This window comes from Embleya sp. NPDC127516, from assembly GCF_044765325.1.
GTDB lineage: Bacteria > Actinomycetota > Actinomycetes > Streptomycetales > Streptomycetaceae > Embleya.
The window spans coordinates 1-3,433 of record NZ_JBIWJT010000085.1 but is presented as its reverse complement, the minus strand read 5'-3'; the positions used below and the strand labels follow the sequence as shown (position 1 = coordinate 3,433).

The 3,433-nt window shown below is 57.7% G+C and carries 2 rRNA genes; both read left to right on the top strand.

The window, feature by feature from the left end:
• The first annotated feature begins 58 nt into the window (after positions 1-58).
• Positions 59-3,187 (top strand): 23S ribosomal RNA (locus tag ACIRL2_RS51180).
• Positions 3,188-3,314: 127 nt separating this feature from the next.
• A 5S ribosomal RNA gene (gene rrf / locus ACIRL2_RS51175) occupies positions 3,315-3,431 on the top strand.
• Positions 3,432-3,433: the final 2 nt, after the last annotated feature.

Below are 3,433 nucleotides of genomic sequence, written 5' to 3'. Positions count from 1 at the left end.
TAATGTTCGTGGGAATCGGTTGTTGTTTGAGAACTGCACAGTGGACGCGAGCATCTGTGGCCAAGTTGTTAAGGGCGCACGGTGGATGCCTAGGTACCAGGAACCGATGAAGGACGTGGGAGGCCGCGATAGGCCCCGGGGAGCTGTCAACCGAGCTGTGATCCGGGGGTGTCCGAATGGGGAAACCCGGCAGTCGTCATGGGCTGTCACCCGCACCTGAATATATAGGGTGTGTGGAGGGAACGCGGGGAAGTGAAACATCTCAGTACCCGCAGGAAGAGAAAACAACCGTGATTCCGAGAGTAGTGGCGAGCGAAATCGGATGAGGCTAAACCGGTCACGTGTGATACCCGGCAGGGGTTGCGTGATCGGGGTCGTGGGAGTGTGCTTGATCGGTCTGCCGGCCGGTCGGCGAGTCAGAAACCGTACATGTAGTCGAAGGACATGCGAAAGGTCCGGCGTAGAGGGTAAGACCCCCGTAGACGAAACATGTGCGGCTTGCTTGCGCATTTCCCAAGTAGCACGGGGCCCGAGAAATCCCGTGTGAATCCGGCGGGACCACCCGCTAAGCCTAAATATTCCCTGGTGACCGATAGCGGACTAGTACCGTGAGGGAAAGGTGAAAAGTACCCCGGGAGGGGAGTGAAATAGTACCTGAAACCGTGTGCCTACAAGCCGTGGGAGCGTCGCCATCCGCGTTTAGTCGTGGGTGGTCGTGACTGCGTGCCTTTTGAAGAATGAGCCTGCGAGTTTGCGGTGTGTGGCGAGGTTAACCCGTGTGGGGTAGCCGTAGCGAAAGCGAGTCCGAACAGGGCGATTGAGTCGCGCGCCCAAGACCCGAAGCGGAGTGATCTAGCCATGGGCAGGGTGAAGCGCGGGTAAGACCGTGTGGAGGCCCGAACCCACCAGGGTTGAAAACCTGGGGGATGACCTGTGGTTAGGGGTGAAAGGCCAATCAAACTCCGTGATAGCTGGTTCTCCCCGAAATGCATTTAGGTGCAGCGTCGTGTGTTTCTTGCCGGAGGTAGAGCACTGGATTGTTGATGGGCCTCACCAGGTTACTGAGATAAGCCAAACTCCGAATGCCGGTAAGTGAGAGCGCGGCAGTGAGACTGCGGGGGATAAGCTCCGTGGTCGAGAGGGAAACAGCCCAGAGCACCGACTAAGGCCCCCAAGCGTGCGCTAAGTGGGAAAGGATGTGGAGTCGCAGAGACAACCAGGAGGTTGGCTTAGAAGCAGCCACCCTTGAAAGAGTGCGTAATAGCTCACTGGTCAAGTGATTCCGCGCCGATAATGTAGCGGGGCTCAAGCGCACCGCCGAAGTCGTGTCATTCGTACATGTAGCCAAGCCTTCGTGGTTCAGGCGTACGGATGGGTAGGGGAGCGTCGTGCAGCGAGTGAAGTCGCGGTGGAAACCAGCGGTGGACGCTGCACGAGTGAGAATGCAGGCATGAGTAGCGAATCACACGTGAGAAACGTGTGCGCCGGATGACCAAGGGTTCCTGGGGCAGGCTAATCCGCCCAGGGTAAGTCGGGACCTAAGGCGAGGCCGACAGGCGTAGTCGATGGACAACGGGTTGATATTCCCGTACCCGCTACGATGCGCCAGCGCCGAACCTCGTGATGTTAAGGCCGTGAAGCCGCCGGGATCCTTCGGGTGAACGGTTTTGGTGGAGCCGCCGAACCAATCGGGTAGTAGGTGAGCGATGGGGTGACGCAGGAAGGTAGTCCAGCCCGGGCGGTGGTAGTCCCGGGGTAAGGGTGTAGGGCGTTGTGTAGGCAAATCCGCACAACACGAGCCTGAGACCTGATGCCGACCCGATTGTGGGGAAGTGGATGATCCTATGCTGCCGAGAAAAGCCTCTAGCGAGTGTCGTGGCGGCCCGTACCCCAAACCGACTCAGGTGGTCAGGTAGAGAATACTAAGGCGTTCGGGTGAACTGTGGTTAAGGAACTCGGCAAAATGCCCCCGTAACTTCGGGAGAAGGGGGGCCATTGTTGGTGAGGAGACTTGCTCTCCGAGCTGGTGGTGGCCGCAGAGACCAGCGAGAAGCGACTGTTTACTAAAAACACAGGTCCGTGCGAAGTCGTAAGACGATGTATACGGACTGACGCCTGCCCGGTGCTGGAACGTTAAGGGGACCGGTTAGCTCTTCGGGGCGAAGCTGAGAACTTAAGCGCCAGTAAACGGCGGTGGTAACTATAACCATCCTAAGGTAGCGAAATTCCTTGTCGGGTAAGTTCCGACCTGCACGAATGGCGTAACGACTTCTCGACTGTCTCAACCACAGGCCCGGTGAAATTGCACTACGAGTAAAGATGCTCGTTTCGCGCAGCAGGACGGAAAGACCCCGGGACCTTTACTATAGTTTGATATTGGTGTTCGGTTCGGCTTGTGTAGGATAGGTGGGAGACTGTGAAGCGGACACGCCAGTGTTTGTGGAGTCGTCGTTGAAATACCACTCTGGTCGTGCTGGATGTCTAACCTGGGTCCGTGATCCGGATCAGGGACAGTGTCTGATGGGTAGTTTAACTGGGGCGGTTGCCTCCTAAAGGGTAACGGAGGCGCCCAAAGGTTCCCTCATCCTGGTTGGCAATCAGGTGTCGAGTGTAAGTGCACAAGGGAGCTTGACTGTGAGACCGACAGGTCGAGCAGGTGCGAAAGCAGGGACTAGTGATCCGGCGGTGGCTTGTGGAAGCGCCGTCGCTCAACGGATAAAAGGTACCCCGGGGATAACAGGCTGATCTTCCCCAAGAGTCCATATCGACGGGATGGTTTGGCACCTCGATGTCGGCTCGTCGCATCCTGGGGCTGGAGTAGGTCCCAAGGGTTGGGCTGTTCGCCCATTAAAGCGGTACGCGAGCTGGGTTTAGAACGTCGTGAGACAGTTCGGTCCCTATCCGCTGTGCGCGTAGGAGTCTTGAGAAGGGCTGTCCCTAGTACGAGAGGACCGGGACGGACGAACCTCTGGTGTGCCAGTTGTTCTGCCAAGGGCATGGCTGGTTGGCTACGTTCGGGAGGGATAACCGCTGAAAGCATCTAAGCGGGAAGCTTGCTTCGAGATGAGGACTCCCACCAACTTCGGTTGGGTAAGGCCCCCGAGAGACGATCGGGTTGATAGGCCGGGTGTGGAAGCCCTGTAAGGGGTGGAGCTGACCGGTACTAATAGGCCGAGGACTTGTCCTCAGTTGCTACGCGTCCACTGTGTGGTTCCCGAACCGCAATCGGTTTCGGGGAACCCGTTTGATAATTGAATCACCGCATGTGATTTCTGGTTCACCGAACGACCCGTGATTGTCGGGTTCGATGGTTTTCCGGTGGTCTTGGCGGAGAGGAAACGCCCGGTCTCATTCCGAACCCGGAAGCTAAGCTCTCCAGCGCCGATGGTACTGCACTCGAAGGGGTGTGGGAGAGTAGGACGCCGCCGGAATC